The organism is Mesorhizobium kamtschaticum, assembly GCF_056174585.1.
Genome location: NZ_JBWBWI020000002.1, coordinates 599448 through 618364, shown reverse-complemented (window position 1 = coordinate 618364; position 18917 = coordinate 599448). Strand labels below are relative to the sequence as shown.

Annotated in this window: 17 protein-coding genes; 1 reads left to right on the top strand and 16 read right to left on the bottom strand. The window is 60.1% G+C overall.

The features are described 5' to 3' along the window. Positions 1-434: 434 nt before the first annotated feature. Positions 435-2255, top strand: a complete 1821-nt coding sequence (gene nifA / locus AC0V7N_RS38685) for a nif-specific transcriptional activator NifA (RefSeq protein WP_496628449.1) — start codon at positions 435-437, stop codon at positions 2253-2255. Positions 2256-2395: 140 nt separating this feature from the next. Here the strand turns inward: nifA (AC0V7N_RS38685) and AC0V7N_RS38680 are convergent, their stop codons facing one another. From AC0V7N_RS38680 to nifS, 16 genes are all read right to left on the bottom strand, one after another. Further along, positions 2396-4300, bottom strand: coding sequence for an ABC transporter transmembrane domain-containing protein (locus AC0V7N_RS38680; protein WP_496628172.1), 1905 nt, complete (start codon positions 4298-4300; stop codon positions 2396-2398). Further along, positions 4300-6168, bottom strand: coding sequence for an ATP-binding cassette domain-containing protein (locus AC0V7N_RS38675; RefSeq protein ID WP_496628171.1), 1869 nt, complete (start codon positions 6166-6168; stop codon positions 4300-4302). The genes AC0V7N_RS38680 and AC0V7N_RS38675 overlap by 1 nt, the downstream gene beginning before the upstream one ends. Before the next feature lie 68 nt (positions 6169-6236). Continuing rightward, positions 6237-7148, bottom strand: a complete 912-nt coding sequence (locus AC0V7N_RS38670; protein ID WP_464615217.1) for an SIR2 family NAD-dependent protein deacylase — start codon at positions 7146-7148, stop codon at positions 6237-6239. A gap of 35 nt (positions 7149-7183) precedes the next feature. Further along, the gene (gene nifT / locus AC0V7N_RS38665) at positions 7184-7396 is read right to left on the bottom strand and encodes a putative nitrogen fixation protein NifT (RefSeq protein ID WP_183455292.1); all 213 of its coding nucleotides are present in this window, start codon (positions 7394-7396) and stop codon (positions 7184-7186) included. Beyond that, complete coding sequence (locus AC0V7N_RS38660) at positions 7393-7713, bottom strand: nitrogen fixation protein NifZ (protein WP_183455454.1); 321 nt, start codon at positions 7711-7713, stop codon at positions 7393-7395. Before AC0V7N_RS38660 ends, nifT begins: the two co-directional genes overlap by 4 nt. Before the next feature lie 68 nt (positions 7714-7781). Next, on the bottom strand, positions 7782-7976 hold the full coding sequence (locus AC0V7N_RS38655; RefSeq protein WP_183455291.1) for a 4Fe-4S binding protein: 195 nt from the start codon (positions 7974-7976) through the stop codon (positions 7782-7784). A 30-nt stretch (positions 7977-8006) separates the two neighbouring features. Continuing rightward, on the bottom strand, positions 8007-9488 hold the full coding sequence (gene nifB, locus AC0V7N_RS38650; protein WP_496628170.1) for a nitrogenase cofactor biosynthesis protein NifB: 1482 nt from the start codon (positions 9486-9488) through the stop codon (positions 8007-8009). A gap of 239 nt (positions 9489-9727) precedes the next feature. Beyond that, positions 9728-11467 carry a nif-specific transcriptional activator NifA gene (gene nifA / locus AC0V7N_RS38645; RefSeq protein ID WP_496628169.1) on the bottom strand — a complete coding sequence of 580 codons (1740 nt, stop codon included), beginning with the start codon at positions 11465-11467 and terminating at the stop codon, positions 9728-9730. A gap of 167 nt (positions 11468-11634) precedes the next feature. After that, complete coding sequence (locus AC0V7N_RS38640; protein WP_183455289.1) at positions 11635-11934, bottom strand: ferredoxin family protein; 300 nt, start codon at positions 11932-11934, stop codon at positions 11635-11637. Between the two features lie 11 nt (positions 11935-11945). Then, complete coding sequence (locus AC0V7N_RS38635; protein WP_258581057.1) at positions 11946-13253, bottom strand: FAD-dependent oxidoreductase; 1308 nt, start codon at positions 13251-13253, stop codon at positions 11946-11948. 10 nt (positions 13254-13263) lie between these two features. Then, positions 13264-14373: an electron transfer flavoprotein subunit alpha/FixB family protein gene (locus AC0V7N_RS38630; protein WP_258581056.1), complete on the bottom strand. Its 1110-nt coding sequence runs from the start codon at positions 14371-14373 to the stop codon at positions 13264-13266. Between the two features lie 16 nt (positions 14374-14389). Continuing rightward, positions 14390-15241 carry an electron transfer flavoprotein subunit beta/FixA family protein gene (locus AC0V7N_RS38625; RefSeq protein ID WP_258599908.1) on the bottom strand — a complete coding sequence of 284 codons (852 nt, stop codon included), beginning with the start codon at positions 15239-15241 and terminating at the stop codon, positions 14390-14392. Positions 15242-15425: 184 nt separating this feature from the next. Beyond that, complete coding sequence (nifW, locus tag AC0V7N_RS38620; RefSeq protein WP_183455285.1) at positions 15426-15806, bottom strand: nitrogenase stabilizing/protective protein NifW; 381 nt, start codon at positions 15804-15806, stop codon at positions 15426-15428. Beyond that, positions 15790-16113 (bottom strand): hypothetical protein, encoded by a 324-nt coding sequence (locus AC0V7N_RS38615; protein WP_496628168.1) that lies wholly within the window; start codon positions 16111-16113, stop codon positions 15790-15792. Before AC0V7N_RS38615 ends, nifW begins: the two co-directional genes overlap by 17 nt. Positions 16114-16119: 6 nt before the next feature. Next, on the bottom strand, positions 16120-17271 hold the full coding sequence (gene nifV, locus AC0V7N_RS38610) for a homocitrate synthase (RefSeq protein ID WP_496628167.1): 1152 nt from the start codon (positions 17269-17271) through the stop codon (positions 16120-16122). Next, positions 17268-18485, bottom strand: a complete 1218-nt coding sequence (gene nifS / locus AC0V7N_RS38605) for a cysteine desulfurase NifS (RefSeq protein WP_496628166.1) — start codon at positions 18483-18485, stop codon at positions 17268-17270. Before nifS ends, nifV begins: the two co-directional genes overlap by 4 nt. Positions 18486-18917 lie beyond the last annotated feature (432 nt).

Here is an 18917-nt window from a genome sequence, read left to right as displayed (position 1 = left end):
CGATGTGTGCTTAGGCGCCTACTCAAGGAAACACGAAAAGTTACGAGGTCTTTCCATGCGCAGGGAGTGCGGTGGACGTTGTGCTTATCGTCAGCCTGCGCCTTCTACGAAGCCATTCGAAGCGGCCGTAGTGGGCCCGCGCGAGGCCGCAGGTCCGTAGCCTTGGCAGCGACGAGCACGGCCGTTACATCCACCTGCCACCTGCCCGAAAATTACATGATGGGATTCTCTCATGGGCGTCGAGTTCGCTTTCACAAATGAAAGAAAGCTCGGTTGACTAGCCTCCCTCCTTCCCGTCTGTAGACCAAAGTATGGTTGCGCTCGGGAGGAGCCTGAAACGCGCCACGCCACTTAACGAGAGCGCCTACGCGCCGACGGCGTCACAGGCGCACATGCCGCGAGCATTGATTTCGTGGCCCGAGATCGAGGATGATATGCTAGACTTGGAAAATAATCGGGAATCCGAACCGACTGCTGAGCAGACGCCGTCATGCTCCATATCGCTGGGCGCGAAAACGGACGAATCAAAATCCGCGACGATCAACGCGGTCCCCATTGTGCCGTCGCAGGAGAGCACGCTTACCGGGATCTTCGAAATATCGAAAGCACTCACCGCCCCCTCCCGGCTCGAAGTCACTTTGGCCAAGGTCGTCGATCTTCTGCGATCGTTTGTGCCGATGCGGCACGGCATCATCTCTCTCTTCGACGGTGATGGCGAACTGGACATTACCGTAGGCGCCGGCTGGAGCGAGAGCTGCGATGAGCGCAGCCGGATGTACCTGCCGCGGAAGGCAATCGACCAGATTGTGACGACGGACACGCCCCTCTACGCCGAGAACATAGCGGTGCATTCTGCCTTCAGTGCCGCCGACACGGACGTGCTCGGGGTCTCCGACAACATGCCAGTGTCCTTCATCGGCGTTCCCATTCGCGTCGATGCGAATATCGTGGGCACGCTGACCATCGACCGCATACTGGACAACAGGTCAAGATCTTGGCTCGATTACAACCTCCGTCTGCTACCCGCGATCGCCAACCTGGTTGGACAGACAGTGAAGTTGCATCGCTCATTCGCCTGCGACCGCGAGCAACCGATGGCGGAGAAGGAGCGGCTGCAAAGGCAATTCCGCGAGCTCAAGCATCCTGCGCGAGAGCGTAAGAAGGTTCACGTCGAGGGGATGATTGGCGACAGTCCGGCGCTACACGGTATGCTCGAGAAGGTCGCCGGGGTGGCCAAGGCGAAGATTACGGTTCTGTTGCGAGGCGAATCCGGTACCGGGAAGGAGCTGGCCGCCAAGGCTATCCACGAGTTGTCGCCGCGCGCCAAGCGGCCCTTCATCAAGTTCAATTGCGCGGCGCTGACCGAGACAGTCCTGGAATCCGAATTGTTCGGTCATGAGAAGGGTGCATTCACAAGCGCGTTCAACTCGCGCAAGGGGCGCTTTGAGCTCGCCGACAAGGGGACGTTGTTCCTGGACGAGATCGGCGAGATCTCGCCCTCGTTCCAAGCAAAGCTCTTGCGCGTGCTGCAGGAGCAGGAGTTTGAGCGCGTCGGCGGCAACCAGACCATTAAAGTCGATGTTCGCATCATTGCCGCCACGAACAAGAACTTGGAAGAGGCAGTTGCCAGCAATGAGTTTCGTGAGGACCTCTATTACCGCATCAGTGTGGTTGACTTGCTGGTGCCGGCGCTACGCGAAAGGCGCAGTGATATTTCGCTCCTCGCAGCCGAGTTTCTCAGGAATTTCAACGGTGAGAACGGCAGTATGCTGACCTTCGATCCCAGTGCGATTGAAGTGCTGATAAACTGTGATTTTCCCGGCAACATTCGCGAGCTCCAAAACTGCGTGAATCGGACAGCGGTGCTGGCCGCGGGACCATCAATCGGGAAAGACGACTTTGCATGCTACCAGGGCCAATGCTTCGCTGCGGCGCTGCATAAGGCCAAATCTGGCAAACTCGCGCTGCAACCCCGGCCGATCGTGCCGGTGCCAGTGGTTCCGGCCATACCGCCGGCTGCTGCCGGGAGTTCTGCCGCCGTCGCAGTCCCGCCTGAGACCGCAGGGGAGCTGCCGCTGGGCCCTGCCGGCGCAGTGCACTTAAATGGTGCGAGAACGACCGATGCCGAACGTGTCATCGCAGCGATGGAAAGATGTGGCTGGGTCCAGGCGAAGGCGGCACGCCTGCTTGGACTGACGCCGCGCCAGATTGGTTACGTGCTGAGGAAATACGGCATCGAGATCAAGCGTCTGTGAAAGAACGGCTAAGCCAATAACCAAGACAATTCATGCGCTGGTGTTTCAGTGGGGCCATGCGCCAAATGGAAGAGGCAGGCGCCAACGAGACCAAGAAATTCGCTTGGAGATCAATTGGTGTCGCAGCGCAGAAGTTTGCATTAGGTCGAAGAGGAGGCTTGTACCCCCGTATCGGATTTCTTTTCGGGAATGTCGTCGAAGGATGAGTAGTTGAGATTGTATAGCTTGGAATAGAGCCCACCCAAGGCCGTTAGTTGGTCGTGGTTTCCGGTCTCAAAGACTTGGCCGTTCTGAAGCACGATGATGCGATCGGCACTGCGGATCGTGGCGAGCCGGTGGGCGATGATGAGGCCAGTGCGGCCTTTAAGCAATTTTGAAAGAGCCTTCTGGATCAGCATTTCCGTGTAGCTGTCGATATTGGCGGTGGCCTCGTCAAGAACGAGAATCTTGGCGTCGGCAACGAGAGCACGCGCGAAACTGACAAGCTGGCGCTGGCCGAGAGAAAGGTTGCCGCCGCGTTCGCCGAGCTGGGTATCGTATCCGTCTGCAAGGCTCATAATGAAGTCATGAGCGCCGACTGCCTTGGCGGCCTCGATCACGTTGTGCCACGTGGCATCCGTCTTGTGGTAGCGAATGTTTTCGAAGACCGTCCCGGTGAACAGGAACGGCTCCTGCAGCACCATGGCGACCTCTCGGCCGAGCGATTCCTGGGTGAGATCTCGCACATCGTATCCGCCGACCAGCACTTGGCCCTGCTGAACATCATAGAAGCGGTGGACGAGGGCCATCGCGCTCGATTTACCAGAACCGGTCGGCCCGACCAAAGCGACCGTCTCGCTGGGCATGACCCTGAAGGAAACGTTTTTCAGCACCGGATGGCCGGGATTGTAGCCGAACGTGACGTTCCTGAACTCGACCGAGCCATCCATTTCCGGCGAAAGCACTCTGGCATTCGGTTTGTCCTGAACATCGATCCTAACGTCCAGCACATCGGTCAGCCGCTTGCCGGAGGCCATGGCGCGCTGCATGACCGAATACTGGAGGGTAAGGGAGCGAATTGGGTCAAAGAAGCGCTGGATATAGAATAGGTAGGCGACCAAAACGCCCAAGTCGATGCGACCATTCATGATCATGGAGCCGCCGGCCACGATGACGATAGCCATGGCGAGCCCGGTGAGGCCATCGACGATCGGCACCATCACCTGTGCATACTTGGCAGCGGTCAGGTGAGCACTGAGGTCGGCATGCGCCTTGTCGTCATAAAGCATGAAATTTATCTGCTGGCGGTCCATGCACTGGACGGTGCGCACGCCATGAATGGCTTCCGCCAGCGCGCCATTGACGACCGAATTGGTTTCGTGTGCCGCCATGAAGGCTTCGCGGGCACGCGGCAGCCAGACGATGCGGGTGATCAACAGGGCCGGCAAGACCGAGAGTGTCAGGAAGCCGAGGCGGAAGTCGAGGCACAGCATCACGAAAACGATGCCGAAGAGAAGAGCAATGTCTCCTACGGAATAGACTGAGGTCTCGACGAATTCGTGGATCGAGCTAACGTCGCCTTGAAGGCGGGACATCAGGCGTCCCACCTCGGTCTTGTCCATGAAGGAGAGCGAAACTTTCTGCAGATGGGCAAACATTGCGCGGCGGATATCGAAGAGGACGTTGTCAGCCATTTTTCCGACTACGGTTTCCTGCGCGTAGGCGGCGCCGAAATTAACCAGAATAGCGAGCGCAAACGCGCCGGCGGCCCTGAGCAGGGCGGAGCGATCAACGCCTGCCGGAGTTATGGCATGATCGATCGCGCGGCGGATGATCAGGGGGATGAGAAGCTGCGTGCCGACGAAGATCAGCAATGCGGCACTCGAGATGACTACCCTAGCACGGTAGGGACGAACGAAAGTCCAGATGCGTCGAACGATGCTCTTGTCGAAAGCCCTGCCGAACATCTCCTCCTTGATGCGGTGGGAGCCGACCACCGCGTGCGGGGGGCGTCCGCCGCCGTCATTAGGTTCGATTTCAAGTTCGGCGGGGTGCCCCTTGGTCATCAGGGCGCGCCTCTGTGCGTGATCGCACTGTCATCTTCCGGGCGCAACTGGAGATCATAAAGGGCCTTATAGCGTCCTCGCTTGGCCAACAGCTCTTGATGGGTGCCGCGTTCCACGATCTCGCCATTGTCAATAAACAGGATCCGGTCGGCGTGCCTGAGCGAACTCAGCCGGTGGGCAATGATGATCGTCACCCTATCCTTGGCGAATCGCCGTATCGCCGCGCGGATGCGCTGCTCAGTGGCGGCGTCGATCGCGGCCGTTGAGTCGTCGAAAATGACGATTGCTGGGCGCAGCATCATTGTGCGAGCTATCGTGAGACGCTGGCGCTGGCCCCCCGATAGGGTGGCGCCGCGTTCGCCAACGACCGTCTTGTAGCCTGCGGGGAGGCTGAGGATGTAATCGTGCAACTGGGCGGATTCGCTGGCGCGCTCGATTCGCTGTTCTTTCGCCCAGGGATCGCCATAAGCGATGTTGTTCTCGATCGTGGTAGTGAACAGGAATGCATCCTGCTGTACGACTGCGACTTCCTTGCGAAGTGTGGCAAGGGTGACCGCGCGGATGTCCTGCCCGTCAAGCGTGATGGTGCCCCCGGTGACGTCATAAAAGCGGGCGATCAGGTGAGCGATTGTCGATTTGCCCGAACCCGGCGGACCGACGATAGCGATCGTTTCGCCTCTACGGGCGCAAAAGCTGATATTCTTCAGAATGGGGCGGTTTCCGGTGCCGGGATATACAAACGAGACATTATTGAAGCTCAGAGTGCCTTCACTGATCTCGAGCGGTTTGGCGCCGGAAGCATCCCTGATCGTGATGTCCTGGTCGAGCAGACCGAAGAGGCGCGAGCCGCAAGTGTAAGCGCGGGCGAAGCCATTGACCATTAGGCCGATCTGCCGGACGGGCATTTGCAGAATGGTCATAAACGCAAGGAACGTGGCGAGCGTTCCGACGCTGATTTGGCCCGCGATGAGCTTGTTGCAACCGATCCAGAGGACCAACCCCATGGCCAAAAAGAATGACAGCGTCATCGCCGACGTGTTGGGCACGTAGACGTCAACCTGCTCGTGGGCGAGGGCGAGCGCGTTCTTCGAGGCGCGGTCGAACTTCACCATCTCAAAGGCCTGTGCCGAAAACGCGCGGACAACGCGGATGCCTGCGAGATTCTCCTCCATCACGCGGCCTAGAACCGAAAGCCGCTCCTGCAGGTCGAGCCAGGTGGCGCGTAGCTTTAGCTGTGTGACCGACGAGCGCCAGGCTACGAAAGGGACGAAACTCAGCGCGATCACCCCGAGCATCGCGTCGATTGATATCATCGTGTAGGCGCCGATGCCCATCAGCATGGTGAGCAGAAGCATACGAACCAGGGCGGTGGAAAAATACATCCGCACGCCGTCGAGATCGAGCATGCCGAGGGTGATTAGATCGCCTGAATGAACCCGGTCGTGAAAAGAAAAGCTGAGACGTTGGATCTTGTCGTAGCAAGCAAGTCGCAGTTCGTACGCGACGTGATGCCCGACGGCCTCCGCAAAATAGTTCTGCGCCATCGTGAACAGGCCGCGTAGCGTACTCGCGGCGAGCAGCAGGAGAGCCGAAGTCCAGAGCGCTTGTTCTGCGGGGATCGCCGCAATACCGCCCCCAATCGCTATCTGAGTCTGGTCGACAGCCTGGCCGAGAAGCTGGGGAATGAGCAGCTGGAGGATTGCCGCTACGATCGTCGATCCGAAAGCGAAGGCGACCTGCCACCGGTTCCGCAAATTCATGCGGGTAATGCGCAGCAGCGTGCTGAAGCCACGGCCCCACCCGGCCGCTTGCTCATGCTTGGACGAATTCAGAGGCTTCGTCGCGCCGCCAATTGCATCAGTACCCACGTGTATGTTCCAGACTGAATTCCGACGCTTCCTGAGGCAAGCGAGAGACCCACAACTAACGACGCCCGTTAACGAAAATCTTGGCCACCATCTACAGCAGTGCCCGATCCGACGAGGCGAGCAGCGGCTTCACCTAAGGGCATATCGATGACCGTAATTGCGCTTGCCGCAAGGAAACGGCGTTCGTTCTTGGTCAGTATTGCCGCATCCATCACCGCATAGTGTGGGCCTTTGGAGCGCTTCATGATCTGTCGGGCGAAGGTGCGCAGCATCTGATCGTTGAAACGGCAACCGACGAAGAAAAGGCCTCGATAGGTGCGCCGTTCCTTCACCACATCAGGAATCGGCGTCTGGAGATCGATCTCGGTGAGCACTTCGACATAATCGGAATCCGCGACCAGAAAGTTTGCGGCCGGCCTAATGCTGCCGTGAGGCGTATAGAGAACCGTCTTTGCGGCTGATCTGGGTTCGAGTTCGCTCCCAGACAAGTCGTAGGCTTTCGTCCAAATGTCACCGAATTCGTTCGCCCGCGTGACGCCTTGTATCTCAACGACGTCCGTTCGACCGGCCTCTGCGAGGGTCGTGCGCATGGCACTGTCGTACCAGCTATCGATGATTAGGGAGAGCGGCAGTCTCGCGAGCCAGGTGTGGAGAACAGTCGGCGCCGCCGGCGCTGCGAATATCTCCGCCATCCATGCCTGAAGCGTCCGGCGATGCCGGCGCTGTTCGATGAACTGCGCGACGGACCACATATTGGTGCGAATCTTTGAAGGGGCTGGCGCCCGGCTATTTAGCGCCGCGGCGACGGCTTCCGGCGTGCACGGTACCGACGGTTCAGCGGAACTGAGGCGGAGAAGGCCCGGACCGAGATATGGGATCATCTCATCGGCCCCGAGCGCGTTGCGCGCAAGGTCAAGCAGCTTTTCGGCAAAACTGCCCTGGATGACGACGAGGTGGCCCAAGTTCAGGATCGTGTTCATGCTCATTGCTCTCGCACCCTCTTCCACCCGCAACATCAGTCCTCGTCGGAGATCTTTCTTGCCTCGACGGTGATCGGCAAACGCGTATCCGGCGGAAGGTCGGGTAGGACGAACTGCCAGCCGTTCCTGAGTGTTATGGCCCCGCCCCACAAATGTTCGTTCTCCAGCTTGATGATGGCCTCTTCGCAATCCTTCTTTGGGAGATACGCCGACAAGCCAGCACCGGTCCTGCGGATCATGACTTTCATCGAGCCGTTCCTTCACGGGCACTGCTTTCGGCACTGCAAGGAGCCTCCGCTTTGTCGAGGCTCATCAGTTCACGCGCTCGCATGCCGACCACCGTGCCGCGATCGATCCATTCGACCGCGTAGATGAAGAACTGCTGGAGAAAGGTGCCAATGTCGCGCACATAACCTTCGTCGCCCTTCCGCACGAGGTTTTCGCCGATCTCCCTGCCAGGATAGGTGCCGTCATTCTTTATGTGTCGTGTGGCACGCACCCGCTCACCCGGCGTAAATCGCGGAGGCTTGCGGATTTCGATGTCCTGTTCGCGTCCGAGCCACATGCGATACATTCCTTTCGAGTTAGAGCCTCCTTCTGAGGCGACGCGGTCGCGGCGAAGCCGAAACGGAGTCAAGCAGGGACGCAGGTCTTCGGCACCGGACATACCGATACGCATTGCTGCGTGTCGGCGGCCTCCTTGCATTCGGTGCATTTGTTCGGATCGATCACATAGGCCTCGCCCTTGAATTTGATCGCTACAGAGGGACATTCGAACTCGCAGGCGCCGCATTGGGTGCATTGGGACGCGATGATCTTGAAAGCCATTTTAACTCCTGGTGGATTGGAATGAGACGGCTAGGCCGTTGCAGCCAGTGGTCCGATCGCAAACGCGGTGGCGTAAACTCCGCTAATTGCGGTTTCGATGTAGTCATGACCATAAGCGTCCGTTGCTCGGATTCCCGCTTCCGCGAGCTGATCCTTCGGGCAATTTCCGATCTTGGCGCAGAGCACGATGTCTATGCCATCCAGCGCAGCGATGACGCCGTCGAGGGTGGCCTTTTCGCCCCAGCCGCCGACGCAATACTGCTCGACCTTGCGATGCCCAACAAAGCTGATCCCTTTCGGCGAGGCTTCAAAAAGTTGGAATTCCCTTGCATGACCGAAGTGTTCATTGACACGGCCGCCCCCCTTAGTCGCCACCGCGACGAGAAGGGACTTGCCGGAGCCTGCTGCCTTGACCATTCCGATCGCCGCGCTCCTGGCCGCCACATGATCACGGCGCTCGTGCGCGACCACCTGTCGATAGGCCTCGCGCTTGCTGGAGTCGTAGGTGTCCTTGCCGGCAATCCGGTCGAGCGTGAATTCCTGGCCACGATCCCCGCCGAGCAGGCCGACGGCATCGGCCCGGCACTGCCGGCAGTGGCGCATCAACTTGGCGCCGCCGTCGAGACGATCCTGAAGCGCCTTCAACTCTGTTGCATTTGGACCGCGCTGCCCAGTCAGGCCGTAGTGCGTACCGTGCGCCGGGTCGGAAATCAGCGGCATGACGTTATGCAGGAACGCGCCACGCTCCTTGACCAATTTGTTCACGTCGATCAGATGCTCGTCGTTGACGCCGGGAATCATCACCGAATTGATTTTCGTGAGGATGCCGCGCGCGGTGAGCATCTCCAGGCCCAACATCTGCCGCTCGTGCAGGATTCGGGCGGCCTCGATGCCGGCGTAGCGGCGATGATCGTAAAAGATCCAAGGATAGATCTTTGCGCCGACTTCCGGGTCGACCATGTTGATGGTGATAGTCACGTGATCGACGTTCATGTCGGCGAGCTCGGCGACATGGTCAGGCAGCGCGAGCCCATTGGTTGAGACGCAAAGCTTGATGTCGGGGATCTCTCTGGCGACGCTTTCGAAGGTTGCCCTTGTCTTTTTCCAGTCGTAACAGGCATCGCCCGGTCCGGCGATCCCGAGTACGGAAAGCTGCGGCACCTCGTTGGCGACCGCGATCACCTTGCGCAGCGCCTGGTCGGGTGTCAGTTTTTCCGAAACGACCCCAGGCCGACTTTCGTTGGCGCAGTCATACTTGCGATTGCAGTAGTTGCACTGGACATTGCAGGCCGGTGCGACCGCGACGTGCATGCGCGCGAAAAAGTGATGCGCTTCTTCCGAAAAGCACGGGTGATCCTTGATCTTGTCCCAGACAGCCGGATCCATGTCCTCCGGCTTTCCCGCCACGCCGCAGGTTGACGATGCGCAGCCACCGGATCTCGCGGTCGCCAGCAACTCGTCGAAGACTGTCGTTCTGGTCAGGCCCTGAAGCGAAATTGTCGGTGCGGACATCAAACGGCTCCGTTGCTGGTAACGTCGCAGTTCAAGGCGCAAGAGTTATGCCGGCTCAAAGAGCGGTACTAGTTCCCGTTTGGCTCTGCGTGTCGCTTTCTGTCGGTTTGCTCCGGCACAATTTTGTCCGGCTTGTGACAGTGCACAAGCCAATCGGGTCGAGGAGGCACCGCGTCCTGGGCACGCACAGCGTGAGGACGACACTCCGAACTGACGTTTGAAGTCGCCAGCACGCCTGGCTAGAATTTCTTCACCTCGATACCATACCGGCGCAGAGCGTAGCCGACCTGCCGCGGCGTGAGGCCCAGGACACGAGCCGCCTTGGCCTGAACCCAACCGGCCTTCTGCATCGCGTCGGTCAGCCGCTCGCGTTCCGTCAGGTGCCGGCCCTTTGCGGGGCAAGCGGGATCATTGGGATCGCAGGCCTTTACGGGCGAGAACCCTTCCGGGGCCTCGATGCGCCGGATCGGCATCTTCGAGAGCTCGTCCGTGGCACTGCCGCCATGCGAAGGGCCGGCTCCTTTCCAGAGAAGCGAAGAAAGGCATTGGTTGTTCTGGCAAGCGAAATCCGATGGAGTGATCGTCGTCGAACGCGCAAGTGTCGCTGTCCTTTGAACGCAGTTTTCCAACTCGCGGACATTGCCAGGGAAATAGCATTGCGAGATCAGGTCAAGCGCCAGCGGCGCGAAGGCGAGCTCGCGATGGTTTTCCTTGTTGAACCGCTCGAGGAACGCGTTCGCAAGGCGTGGAATATCGCCGGCGCGCTCTCTGAGCGGGGGTAGGATGATTGGCACGACATTGATGCGGTAATAAAGGTCGGCCCTGAACTCCCCATTTAAGACAGCCGTCTCAAGATCCTTGTTGGTGGCGCATATGAGCCGGACATCGACCTGAAGCGTTCTCGTGCCGCCGACTCGCTCTAGTTCGCCTTCCTGCAGGACGCGCAACAGCTTGGCTTGAAAAGCAGGCGAAATCTCGCCGATTTCATCAAGTAGCAGCGTTCCGCCATTTGCCAGTTCGAAGCGGCCGGCGCGCTGCGAGATAGCCCCGGTGAAGGAGCCCTTTTCGTGCCCAAACAACTCTGATTCCAGAACGCTTTCAGACAGTGCTGCGCAGTTTAATTTGACGAAAGCCTTCTTCCCCCGGGCTGAAAGCTTGTGGATGGCTTGGGCAAAGAATTCCTTGCCAGTGCCGCTTTCGCCCCGCAGAAGCACTGTGGAATTGGTTCTCGCCACGACCGAGACGGTTTCGAGTACCCGCTTGAGCGCGAGACTTTCCCCGATGATCCCGTCGATTTTGATATGCCGATGCCGGGCTGCGTCGGCCCTGTTCTCGTCGAACGACTTCTCCGGTCGCCCTTGCTCCTCAATGTATCGCTGACCATCCATACTCAGCATACGATGGAGACGAATGGTGCGGCCGACAAGGTTGGCCACCATGGTCAGGAACCGTACGTCCTCGTCGCCGGAAGAGATGCTCTCGCCCTCACCGACGCGGTCGATCGACAATGTTCCAAGGATCTCGTGCTCAGCTACTAGCGGGATTCCGATGAAGGCAATTGGGATCGTGCCGCCACTCGAAGACGGCTGAACCTCAGCCTGAAATAGTTCGGACTTGCCAACGTCCTGTATTATGAGCGGCGCCTCCGTAGCGACGATCCGGTCTATCGCGGCTTGCGGTATGACGCGGCCAATTTCTGATTGAGATGGGTGGGAACTGCCGACGATTGCGGTAATCCCCGGCGCTGCTTCGGCGTCCAGGACGACGATGGCTCCATGGCGTAATTGCACAAATGAAGAAAGGGTATTCACGACATTGGCGATCGTAATCTCAAGCCGGGTGGGGGCAGTCAGGACCTGCGATATTTCGTAGAATCCCCTGGGGGAGATGTCCGGTTCGTGGATGGAGTTGATCCGTGGTTCAGGCAGGGTGTTCGAAGGTCCTTCTTCTTCGAGCCTATCGCTCGGCATGAGAGCCATGGAAACACCTCAGGGGTCTTCCAGAGTGCTCCTTCCATGCGCCATTTTGGATTCTGAAATTCGAAAGCACAGAATTCATGAGCTCCTCTCAAACTGCGAGATCGGTCTAAAAAATGCTTTGGCGTTTGCTTGCATTTCAGGTGCAGCCGAAACGGTGCGATCGCCGATCACCCGAATTTGAAGAGGACACCGAAGCCGCCGCGCGGGTAGTTCCACTCGATCTCGCCATTGCTCTCGCACAATATCCGGCAAGTGCCGCACTCCATGCAGCCGTCGGCGGTGATCTCCACTTGACCCTTGTCGTTCAACTCATAGCATTTCGCCGGGCAGATGTGGGTAAGCGCGCGCAAGTTCGCGCTCGGGCTCTCGTGCGGTCGCACTTTGATATGCGGCCGGCCAGGATCGACCAGATAGCGGTTCTGGTAAAGCTTGTCCTCGACGCGTAAATTCGTCACTGCGATCGTCATCCTGTCTTCCCTCAGCGCCAGGCCAATGCCAGGCGGACCGCGTCGCTGACCAGCCCCCAGCGAGAACGCACGTTGATAAAAGCGCGGGTGGTGGCCTTTTCCTTTTCAATCTTCGGTGTGCCGTCGACACGCATCAAGTTCTGCGCGGCCAGGGATATCAAGCGCGGATAGGTCGTGAAGAAGTTGCTGGAATTCGTGTGGATCAAGGCCGGCATGTCTTTGTATTTCCGAAGGTCTTTGACCACGAAGGAGTTGTCCAGCATGGTCTTGTAGATGGTGAGGTTTCGTCTGGTCATCGGATTGTTGCGGCGCTTGACCCCGACGATTGCCTCAGCCGCGATCCGGCCGGAGGTCATGGCGAGGTTCGAACCTTCGCGGTGAATCGCGTTGTTTAATTGGGCGGCATCACCGACCACGACCCAGCCGTCGCCAAAGAGCTGCGGAACCGCCTTGTGGCCGCCTTCGGGAATGAGATGCGCGGCATATTCTTTCACCTCAGAGCCGGCGATCAGCGGCCGGATCGATGGGTGGTTTTTGAACGCATCGAGAAGGACGTAAGGGCTCTCCATCGTCGCGGCGAAATCGGAGACGAGGCAGCCTATGCCCAATGAGATTGACTCCTTGTTGGTGTAGAGGAAGCCGAGCCCAGCCATGCTGCGGGAGATCGTCCCCACCGCCTCGATGACGCAGCCTTCATCGCCCTTGACGCCGAACCGCTGCTCAATGACCTCTTCGGGGAGGAAATGCATTTCCTTTACGGCGAGCGCCACGGTTTCTGGTTTCGGCATCTTGCGCAGGCCGGCGCGCGTGCCAAGCAGTCCCGAGACACCTTCTGCGAGAACGACCACGTCCGCGAAGATCGGCCCGCCGGCCCGGTCCGTGCGGACGCCGACCACCTTGTCCTGGGCATCACGGACGAGTTCCGTTACGGTCGTCTCGCACAGAACCGTCGCCCCGGCCTCGCGCACCTTGCGTGAAAACCATTTGTCGAACTGGGCGCGTATGATCGTGTAGCGGTTGGGCTTTGCCTCGTTGAAGTCATCCGACCGATAGTGAATCCCGGTGTGGGAGGTCTCGTCCATCACCCAAAGCCGCTGTTCAACCAGATGCCGCTCAAGAGGCGCATCATCCCGGAAATCGGGGATGATCTTCTCCAGCATGTTCGCGTACATGATGGCGCCCTGAACGTTCTTGGAGCCCGGATATTCACCGCGCTCCAATTGCAGCACGTTCAGGCCGTTGCTTGCCATGATGTAAGCAGCTGCGTTCCCGGACATGCCGGCCCCGACGACGATGGCGTCGAATTTCTCCTCGATCATATCCGTTTCCTTAGCTTGCAAGCTTGTCGCGACTGTGCGGCGACAGCCGCCGGGTAAAGGCTTCCGTAAGTGCGGGCAGGAAGCGGATGGCATCGGTCACGATCCCGAGGTGGGCAAAATCGAAAATCGGCGCGGTCGGGTCGGTGTTGATGGCCACGATGAGATCGGCGCCCTCAACTCCAACCCGGTGCTGAATGGCGCCGGAAATCCCCGCCGCAATGTAAAGCTTCGGCCGGATGGTCTTGCCAGTTTGGCCGATCTGTCGATCAGCCGGCATCCAGCCTTTCTGGACCAGCGGGCGCGAACAGCCATGTTCGGCGCCAATTGCTCGAGCGAGATTCTTCACAAGCTGCAGGTTCTCCGCCGCGCCGAGGCCAAGGCCTCCCGCAACCACGACGTCGGCATAGGCGAGATTTGCCTTTGCCGACTGGCTATCAGGCAGGAAGCCGAGGACTTTGGTCACGATCTCGTCCTCGGCCAGAGATACCTTGTGCTGGATGATACGCCCGACGGGCTTATCGGTGCGCTGCGGCATGGGCATGACCCTCGCTCGCACTGTCGCCATCTGCGGCCGGTAGTTGAGCGTGTAGATCGTGCATAACAAGGAACCGCCGAAAGTCGGACGGGTAGCCGCGAGCGAACCGTCGGTGTCCACGTCAAGTTCGGTGCAGTCGGCCGTGAGCCCGGTCTGCAAGGTCGTCGCCACGGACCCGGCAAGATCCCTGCCGAGCGTGGTCGCTCCGAGAAGAAGGATCTCGGGTTTGTGGGTATCGACCAGATCCGTCATCGCCTTGGTAAACGGCTCATTTCGATAATCGGCGAGCAGCGGTACCTCGGCGATGTAGACAAGGTCGGCGCCATAAGCGAACGCCTCGGCAACGGCATACCAGGTGGCTTCTCCTGGCGGTCCGAGCACGACGCCCGCAAGCTGGACGCCAAGCTTGTCGGCCAGCTTGCGGCCTTCGCCGAGGAGTTCGAAAGACACGGGATGGACTTGGCCACGTTCGAGTTCGATGAAGACCCAGACGTGCCGGTAGTCCTTGAAACGGTCAGGCAGTTCTTTCTTTATGCCGGCACGGCCGGCGGCAGGGCGAGCGGGTTCTCGATTCGCTGTCGACATTGTCTACTCCTGGCCGTCACGCGCCGTTGTTGAAGGCGAGTTCATGTTCCAGCGGCGGCTGACGGGTGAAGATTGCGGCGATGAGTTCGTCAGCGGCATCGCGCAAGGTCTTCTCCGCGGTCTCGATTTGCTCCGCTTTTTCCGCCCGCGCAGTCGGGGCAAAAACGCGCTTGACGACCGTCGGCGAGCCGCGCAGCCCACATCTGGTAAGGTCCTCAATGCCAGCGGCGACCGCAGTCCACTTGACGATCTGACTGCGCGCGGCGCACAGCGCGTCCTCGAACGAGCCCCGCCGGATCTCGTTTGTGCCTTCCAGCATGGTGATGAGGCAAGGCAGCCTGCTCTTCAGCATCTGCGTGCCGCCTTCGCAGCGGCGCTCGACCTCGATCTCGCGGGCAGCAAGATCAATGGAGCCGATTTTCGCGACGTAGGTGAGTTGTTGGAGGTCGAGGCGCTTGGCTATGCCAGGCCCGACCTGGGCGGTGTCGCCATCGATCGTCTGCTTGCCGGTGAACACGATGTCGGGCGGGCCAAACGTTTCGCCAACCTTCGCTATTGCTTGGGAAAGAGCGAAGGAGGTCGCCAGCGTGTCCGAGCCGGCAAAATAACGGTCGGTCAAGAGCACCGCCCGATCGGCTCCGTAACCGAGCGCCTTGCGTAGCGAGTCTTCTGCCATGGGCGGACCCATGCTGAGCACGGTGACCTCGCCACCATAAGCGTCGCGAAGTCTGAGTGCTTCTTCCAGGGCAAACAAGTCATAAGGGTTGATGATGGTCGGAACACCCTGGCGCATGATCGTGTTCGTCACCGGATGGACCCGTATTTGTGCCGAGTCCGGCACCTGCTTGATGCAGATTACGATGTGCATTGGCGGTTTCTCTAGGCTCCTATCGGGATACGGGCTTGGCAGTTCCTCTTCTCCCCTGCATCATTCGTGCCAATTGTTTTGCGTGCCCATATTCCTGGAAGTTCGGTTGGTTGCGCTGAGGGCGGCGTCGTGATGACCGGATTTGTCGGCTTCTCGACAATGTCGCGTCGCAATCGTGTCGCGCTCATTCCTTTTCGAACCGCTTCAATGCGGCGTCGAACGGGACGAAGGTGCGGCCCGGCATGGCAGGTTTGTTCGGATCGTGGTCCTTAAGCACCTTAAAGACACGGTGCGTGAGCGGCGAGGAAGCAGCGAAATCCTCGTAGGCGCGTTCCAGCTTGGTGCGCACCCGCGCGGCGATCACCCGGTCAGGCAGACCGGAGAAATCTTCTTCGGCAAGGTATTCTCCCACGCGCTTCATAATATGGAGCCGTGAGACGTCGAGCACCTTCGGGTCATAGGAAGCGCCAAGGACCGCGAAGAACTCCTCCGCAGCCGAAAGGCCCTTCAGTCGCGCGAGAATGTCCGTCACGTCGACGGTATGGCCATCAGCAGAACAAGTCATTGCACTCTCCCTTGGGTCGGAAACCGTGGTGTCTGGTGCGTTCGTCGCACCGGCTAATCTGCAGTCGCGAATGGGATGCCGTCATCGGGCAGGTGACGTCGAGATCGAAGCGGCCATTCAGGAACGCGGCAACGCCGACCAGCGTCACGCGAGGCGGGACGTTCTCCATCAGCGCATGGGCGCCGACCCGGCGGTCGCGCGCCTTCACATCGGCGATGACCTTATGGACCATCAGGGCTAGCCGAGCGGCTTTACGCCGCCCCGCGCGGCTACCAATCCGGAGGAAATGGTCGAGGATAAATGACATCGCCACCTACTCCTTTCCAAGGTCTCGGCCGGCTGCCTCGCTGCGCAGTGTGTCGTAGAGCTCGACCAGTTGAGTTGCGGTGACGGTCGATTTGGTCTCGGTCGCCTTGCGGCGGACGCGGGCAACCATCGCGGCTGCCAGATCCGGGTCGAGATCGCGGCCACTATCGCCCAGCACATAGGCGATCGCGGTCGCACCGGAATGCTTGCCAATGACGATTCGCCGGCAGCGGCCCACGAGAGCCGGATCGAGCCCCTGATAGGTACGCGGGTCCTTCAGCAGCCCCGCGACGTGAATGCCGGACTCGTGGCTGAAAACATCGGCGCCGACGATCGGCTTCATGGCCGCGGTCTGCCGGCAGGCGGCCCAAGCCACCCGGGCGGCGAGGTCCGGCAATGCCGTCAGCTCGATGCCTGTATCCGCGCCGTCGAGAACGGCCATCGCGGTGGCCACCTCTTCCAGCGCGGCATTGCCCGCCCGCTCTCCGAGCCCCAGGACGGTGACGGAGGCATGGCGGGCGCCGGCGCGTATTGCTGCCAGCGTGTTGGCGACCGCAAGGCCGAGATCGTTGTGTGCATGGAATTCGAGGTCGATGGGAGACAGCGCCGCGAGCTGAGCGACAATCTCGAAGGTCGAAAAAGGGTCGAGAACGCCGACCGTATCGGCCAGCCTGACGCGGCTTGCGCCGGCGCGCGCGGCCGTCTCAATGACGCGGGCCAGATGATCCCGATCGGCTCGCGAGGCATCCTCGCAGCCGACGGCAACGAAAAAGCCGTGGGCGGCTGCGCGCCCGACCATCTGCGCGATGATCTGGAGCGCTGCCCCCTGATCGAGGCCGAGTTTGGCGGCCAATTGGATGTCCGATGCAGGCAGCGACAGATTGACGGCGGTGACGCCGCTCTCGATCGCCGCCTCGAGATCCCGCGACGTCATCCGGCACCAGGCCGTGAGCCGCACTGGGAGACTCCTGGCGACCGCGGCGCGAATTGTTTCGATCTCGTCGCCGCCCATGCTCGGCGTGCCGATCTCGATCTCTGGGATGCCGGCTGCCGCGAGAGACTCGGCGAGCTCCAGCTTTTCCGCAATGGTGAAGGAGACGCCGGGTGCCTGCTCGCCATCGCGCATGGTGGTATCGTTGAGGAAGACATCACGGTTCATGAAAGGAAGTCTATTCTGCTGCCGCTCTGGCCTAGACCCGATTGATGATCTTCATTACCTCGCCTCGCCGGCCCAGGACTGGGTGAGCCACGCACCTTCTCCACGATCGGCGGCAAGACCTCGAGCACTCGGTCGATGTCCGCTTCGCCGTTGTCGCGCGCGAGGGAGAAGCGGACTGAGCCGTGCGGCGTTTTCATGGCCCTCAGAACGTGGCTCGATTCCAATGAGCCGGAGGTGCACGCGGAGCCGGAGGAACACGCAATTCCGGCGCGGCTGAGGAGAAGTGGGATTCTATCGCCTTCGACATGTGCAAAGCCAATGTTTGCGGTGTTTGGCAACCGCTCCAGCGGATCGCCATTGACGAAGGTGTTCGGGACGCGCTCGAGTATCCCGTCTTCAAGGCGGTCGCGCAGCGACTTTACCCGTGTGGTCGCGTCGTCCACGAATTTCAAGGCGAGTTGGGCCGCCATGCCCAGCCCGGCTATGCCAGGCGTATTCTCGGTGCCCCCACGCCGATCGTGCTCTTGGTGCCCGCCTTTGATCATCGAGCGGAAGGGCACGCCACGTTTTACAAAAAGCGCTCCAATCCCTTTCGGGCCATGCAGCTTGTGGCCGGACAGCGACAGCATGTCGATTGCGGTCGATTTCAGGTCCATGGGAACTTTGCCGACCGCCTGCACAGCATCAGTATGGAAGAGGGCGCCGGCTTCCTTGGCCAACTCAGCAAGCTCGCCAACAGGGAAGATCGTGCCGGTCTCGTTGTTTGCCCACATGATCGAGACGATTGCCACGCGTGGGCTCAGGGCGGCCCTGTAGGCGTCGAGGTCGAGCCGGCCCTGGCGATCCACCGGGATCCTGTGCACCGTGACGGCCCGCGTCTTCTCAAGATGCGTGCAGAGTGTCAGCACCGCAGGATGCTCGACCGCGGAAATCAGGATCTCTGTCCGGCTGGGCAACACCTCCAGCGCCGAAAGAATCGCTGCATTGTCGCTTTCCGTCCCGCCCGATGTGAAGATGATCTCATGGTCGAGCTCGGCGCCGATCAGCGCTTGCAGCTGCAGGCGCGCCTTATTCACCGCCGCAAAGGCCGAGGCGCCGAAATCATGCGTCGACGAAGGGTTGCCGAATCGATCCCTAAAGAACGGCAACATCGTTTGAACGACCTCAGGATCGACCCGTGTCGTGGCGTTGTTGTCGAGATAGACAGGTCTCATGCTGTGATCCCTCAGTTGACCAGAACGAAGCGACGCGGGAGATCGGTCGCATGGAGCTCTGGCGCAGGCCCTTGGTGGGTGTGGTGGAGACTGGCGGCCGGTGCAGGCGTCCGAAAGTCTGACGTCGACATGGTCGCCGTCGATATCGTCAAGTTCGCCTCCCCGGCGAGGGCCTCCGGTTAACTCCCGACAGCGTCTACTATCAGTCGAGTTTGCTGCAGCGCCGTCACTGGGCGGCCGGCGACTTCGGGCCCTCCAGGAGCTGAACTGTTTCGGGCGGGGACGTTCCGCGCATCCCACCTGAAGCGATCGCCGGTCCCGAGACGGGCTTCGACCTTGCCTCCTTATTGAGGGCGCGGGCGTCTGTTTTGGCGGGCGTCTAGACCTGCTCTGCCGCAATAGACCCCGCCGCGGGCATTTCTCCCTGGACCA